The organism is Vibrio sp. vnigr-6D03 (assembly GCF_002835515.1).
In the GTDB taxonomy this organism is placed as follows: Bacteria; Pseudomonadota; Gammaproteobacteria; order Enterobacterales; family Vibrionaceae; genus Vibrio; species Vibrio penaeicida.
The window spans coordinates 1-4227 of record NZ_PIZL01000051.1 but is presented as its reverse complement, the minus strand read 5'-3'; the positions used below and the strand labels follow the sequence as shown (position 1 = coordinate 4227).

Here is a 4227-nt window from a genome sequence, read left to right as displayed (position 1 = left end):
AAGAAGCCAAAAAGGCTGAAATGGGGATGCGGTAAACTAGATTAAAAACGAAGCTCACCGCAAGCTTAAATTGTAATGGGGTGGTGGGCAGCGAGAACGATACGTTGTAGCGATACAAACAAACAGACTTAACTTGGCAACGAAGCACTTAGCTTGCATTCAATGAACAGCATCTTAGCCAACAAAACCTTCTGCAACCAGACCACAAAACCCAAAACACCAATTCAGTCGAAAATTTAGGAAAGCTAGCCAGAAACCAAACTTCAAAATCTGATGAAGCTGAATGATTTTGAAACCTACAACGACTTGGCTTGCGAGAATTTACCACCTTGATTCAGGCTAAGGAATCGAACTCAAAAACACTGAAGCCAGCAACATTCGAGAACCTGACAACCCTTGAATTATCAAAGCGCTATAACGCCCAGTTAAGTAGCCAAAAACGCACAAATGCCGTTTCTGCAAACTACCCTAAACACAAAACTCAACGCAAACTAAAAATGCCACGCGTTTTTGGTCTGCTTGAACTGTTTGTTGTAGCGATACAAGCAAACAGACTTTACTTGGCAATGAAGCACTTAGCTTGCATTCAATGAAGTACATCCTAGCTAACAAAACCTTCTGCAGCCAGACCACGAAACCCAAAACGCCAATTCAGTCGAGAATTTAGGTGAACGAGCCGAAAACCAAGCTTCGAAACTCAGCAAACCTAACTGTATTTGAAAGCTTGCAGCAATTTGGATTTCGACGACTTTTCCACCTTGATACTGGTTGAGGAGTCAAACTCAAAAGCACTGAAGCCAGCAATTTTCGACAACCTTACAACCCCTAAATTATCAAAGCGCTATAACGCCAAATTAAGTAGCCAAAAACGCACCCATGCCGCTTCAGCAAACCACCATAATCACAAAACTTAACGCAAACTAAAAGTGCCACGCGTTTTTGGTCTGCTTGAATTTTTTGTTATGTGTACTGAGTGAAATCTGCTTCTTCTTTAATAAACTCACCAGACTTTAATAAAATCCGCTCAATGTCACTTATGACCTGAACATTGTTATCAGTAGCTATGATAAAGTAAGCCCAAATATCATCATCTAATTCATATTCACCGTTCTGGTATTCCCACAAAGAAATAAACTCATCAGTGGCAAGACCAATGCTTGCAGTATCTAAGCTTGGGTGCTTTTTAGGTTTAGCCGACAGCCCAACTTCTAATATTTTCTGAGTATTAGGATAATCCTCACTTCGATGGTCTCCCCAAAACTCAATCAAAAGGTCTTTCGATTTATGACCGGGGCGAACTCTAAACTTTTCCATGTCACACCTTGTATACTGGTGTACCCCACAAAAAGTAGACACCACATAACGCCCAGTTAAGTAGCCAAAAACGTACAAATGCTGTTTCTGCAAACTACCCTAAACACAAAACTCACCGCAAGCTAAAAATGCCACGCGTTTTTGGTCTGCTTGAACTGTTTGTTGTAGCGATACAAGCAAACAGACTTAACTTGGCAATGAAGCACTTAGCTTGCATTCGATGAACAGCATCTTAGCCAACAAAACTTGCTGTAACCAGACCACAGAACCCAAAACACCGATTCAGTCGAGAATTTAGGGAAACGAGCCGAGAACAAAGCTTCAAGATTCAGTGAACCGAATTGATTTTGAAAGCTTGTAGCGACTTGGATTGCGACGACTTTTCACCTTGGTGCTGGTTGAGGAATCAAACTCAAAAACACTGAAGCCAGCAACATTCGAGAACCTGACAACCCTTTAATTATCAAAGCGCTATAACNNGTTGTTTGTCGGTTTGAAGCTTTTGTTATGCAAATTGCACCGTTAACCATTTTGCTGACAAAGAAAACGTATTAGGTAACCATCAGGGTCTTTAACTATTAGCTGTTCCACAACGGTCATAGTTTCACCTGTTTTATAAGACTCTTTCTCAAGTGGAAGAAAAAGAGACTCTTCGTCTACTTTCAAAGCGCTTAACCAATTCGCTGTAACTTTATACGTTAAGTTTACCCCTCGACCAAAAGGAGCTTCTATATCTCCATTCACCCACGACGAACCCTGTAGCTGGGTTAGCATTAACTGGGTTTCATTAAACGAGAGAAAAATGAATCCATCTCTTCGGAATAGTTCTTTGAACCCGAGGTCTTCAACATAAAACCTTTCACTAGCCGAAAGATCTGAAACCAAAAATTCAGGGATAAGATCATTGAACTCCATTTTAACTCCATTTGCATAACGCCCACTTAAGCCGCTGCCAACGCAATACAATGGCTACCGCATTGCGCCTTAAACACAATTACTACTGCAAATAAAAAATGCCACGCGTTGGCGGTCGGCTTGAAGCGTTTGTTATAACACAATTGCTATACGTCACTTTCCGTCAGCATTTGACGACAATTTCGCACCGTTAGAATGCGAATTTCATGGCTAAGGCTATATATGATGCGATAGTGCCCAAAAATAATTTCACGAAAGTTGGTATGAGGTAATTCCGGCACCATACGGCCCAATTCCGGCATGCTTGAGAGAAGCTCCGTTTTATCGAAAACCTCATTAACCCAATCTTCTGCTGCTACTGGATTGTCCAACGAAATAAATTCAGCTGCATCACCTAACTTTTGCAATGCTAGTGGTGACCAGACTACTTTCATTTCTTAATACGCCCTAACACTTGAGCACGAGCGTCCTCATTAGAAACACCTAAGCCCGAAGCTAGTTGTGCTTCAGCAGTACGCATTTCTTCAAGTAACTCGATCTTCTCTTGCATTGCTTCATATTCTGCGACATCAAGAACAACAGCTACACCTTTTCCACGCTGTGTTATTACTAGTGGTCTGCGAGTTTCGTTGATCTGCTTGATAAATGACGTTACGCCAGCTCGAAATTCAGACAAAGGCTGGATATCTTGGTCGAAATGGATACGGCTCATGTTGAACTCCCAATGGTACAATTTAATGTACAAATAATAGTTCAACTAGTCATTTTGAGCAATAGGCTGATTTTGTGTTATAACGCCCAATTAAGTAGCCAAAAACGCACAAGTGCTGTTTCTGCAAACCACCTTAATCACTAAACTCACCGCAAACTAAAAATGCCACGCGTTTTTGGTCTGCTTGAATTGTTTGTTATGAACGGACTTTACGGCAACCTCAGAATTTCAGCAAATACATAAGGTTGAGACACAGAGCCAATTCACAAAATGCCGGCAGCTACACGATAAACCCACCACGAGTTGACTCAAAACGCCCGCCAAGTTTGGAGCTTTTCAATGCCCTGCCGCCCCACCGAAATCACGGCGCAGCAAATGGCTGCTAGAGAAAATTACTTGGCGAATTCAGCCAAACAGCCGATTTGCCTATTGATGAAACCCAAGCGGCATATCATCAAAGGAACATTGCCGATTTTCAATTGGGAAAGATTCAAATCATGATGAAAAGAAAAGCAAATATTGAACCTTACCCCCTAATTTTACTGAACTTTCCTAGATGCTTCATAACGCCCAATTAAACTGCCAAAAACGTACAAATGCCGTTTCTGCATGCCACCTTAAACACCAAACTCAACGCAAACTAAAAGTGCCACACGTTTTTGGTCTGTTTGAATTGTTTGTTATGAACGGACTTTACGGCAACCACAGATTTTCAGCAAATACAGAAGGTTGAGACGCAGAGCCAATTCACAAAATGTTGGCAGCTACACTATAAACCTACAACGAGTTGACTTAAAACACCCACCAAGTTTGGAGCTTTTCAATGCCCTGCCGCCCCGCAGAAATCACGGTGCAGCAAATGGCTACTAGAAAAGCTCGCTTGGTAAAAGTAAGTAAACAGCCAATTTGCCTTTCGATGAAACCTAATCGGCATTTCACCAAAGGCACATTGTGAATTTTCAATTGGGAAAGATTCAAATCATGATGAAAAGAAAAGCAAATGTTGAACCTTAACTCCTAATTTTACTGAACTTTCCTAGATGCTTCATAACGCCCAGTTAAGTAGCCAAAAACGTACAAATGCGGTTTCTGCAAACTACTTTAAACACAAAACTCAACGCAAGCTAAAAATGCCACGCGTTTTTGGTCTGCTTGAACTGTTTGTTGTAGCGATACAAACAAACAGACTTAACTTGGCAACGAAGCACTTAGCTTGCATTCAATGAACAGCATCTTAGCCAACAAAACCTTCTGCAACCAGACCACAAAACCCAAAACACCAATTC

At 41.4% G+C, this 4227-nt stretch carries 5 protein-coding genes; 1 reads left to right on the top strand and 4 read right to left on the bottom strand.

From position 1 onward, the window contains the following. Positions 1 to 311 precede the first annotated feature (311 nt). A complete protein-coding gene (locus tag CW749_RS26890) occupies positions 312 to 593 on the top strand; it encodes a hypothetical protein (RefSeq protein ID WP_101115552.1) in 282 nt (93 codons plus the stop codon). A 367-nt stretch (positions 594 to 960) separates the two neighbouring features. Here CW749_RS26890 and CW749_RS26885 read toward each other — a convergent pair whose 3' ends face one another. From CW749_RS26885 to CW749_RS26865, 4 genes are all read right to left on the bottom strand, one after another. Beyond that, entirely contained in the window at positions 961 to 1314 is a 354-nt protein-coding gene (locus tag CW749_RS26885; RefSeq protein ID WP_101115551.1) for a hypothetical protein, read from the bottom strand. Between the two features lie 522 nt (positions 1315 to 1836). Beyond that, positions 1837 to 2229, bottom strand: a complete 393-nt coding sequence (locus tag CW749_RS26880; RefSeq protein WP_101115550.1) for a VOC family protein — start codon at positions 2227 to 2229, stop codon at positions 1837 to 1839. A gap of 146 nt (positions 2230 to 2375) precedes the next feature. Further along, positions 2376 to 2663 (bottom strand): type II toxin-antitoxin system RelE/ParE family toxin, encoded by a 288-nt coding sequence (locus CW749_RS26870; RefSeq protein WP_101115548.1) that lies wholly within the window; start codon positions 2661 to 2663, stop codon positions 2376 to 2378. Then, the gene (locus tag CW749_RS26865) at positions 2660 to 2941 is read right to left on the bottom strand and encodes a type II toxin-antitoxin system Phd/YefM family antitoxin (RefSeq protein ID WP_011080399.1); all 282 of its coding nucleotides are present in this window, start codon (positions 2939 to 2941) and stop codon (positions 2660 to 2662) included. Before CW749_RS26865 ends, CW749_RS26870 begins: the two co-directional genes overlap by 4 nt. Between the last annotated feature and the right edge of the window lie 1286 nt (positions 2942 to 4227).

Coding starts and splice junctions, on each gene's coding strand:
- CW749_RS26885 (WP_101115551.1), bottom strand. CDS start 1,314: ATGGAAAAGTTTAGAGTTCGCCCCGGTCATAAATCGAAAGACCTTTTG.
- CW749_RS26880 (WP_101115550.1), bottom strand. CDS start 2,229: ATGGAGTTCAATGATCTTATCCCTGAATTTTTGGTTTCAGATCTTTCG.
- CW749_RS26870 (WP_101115548.1), bottom strand. CDS start 2,663: ATGAAAGTAGTCTGGTCACCACTAGCATTGCAAAAGTTAGGTGATGCA.
- CW749_RS26865 (WP_011080399.1), bottom strand. CDS start 2,941: ATGAGCCGTATCCATTTCGACCAAGATATCCAGCCTTTGTCTGAATTT.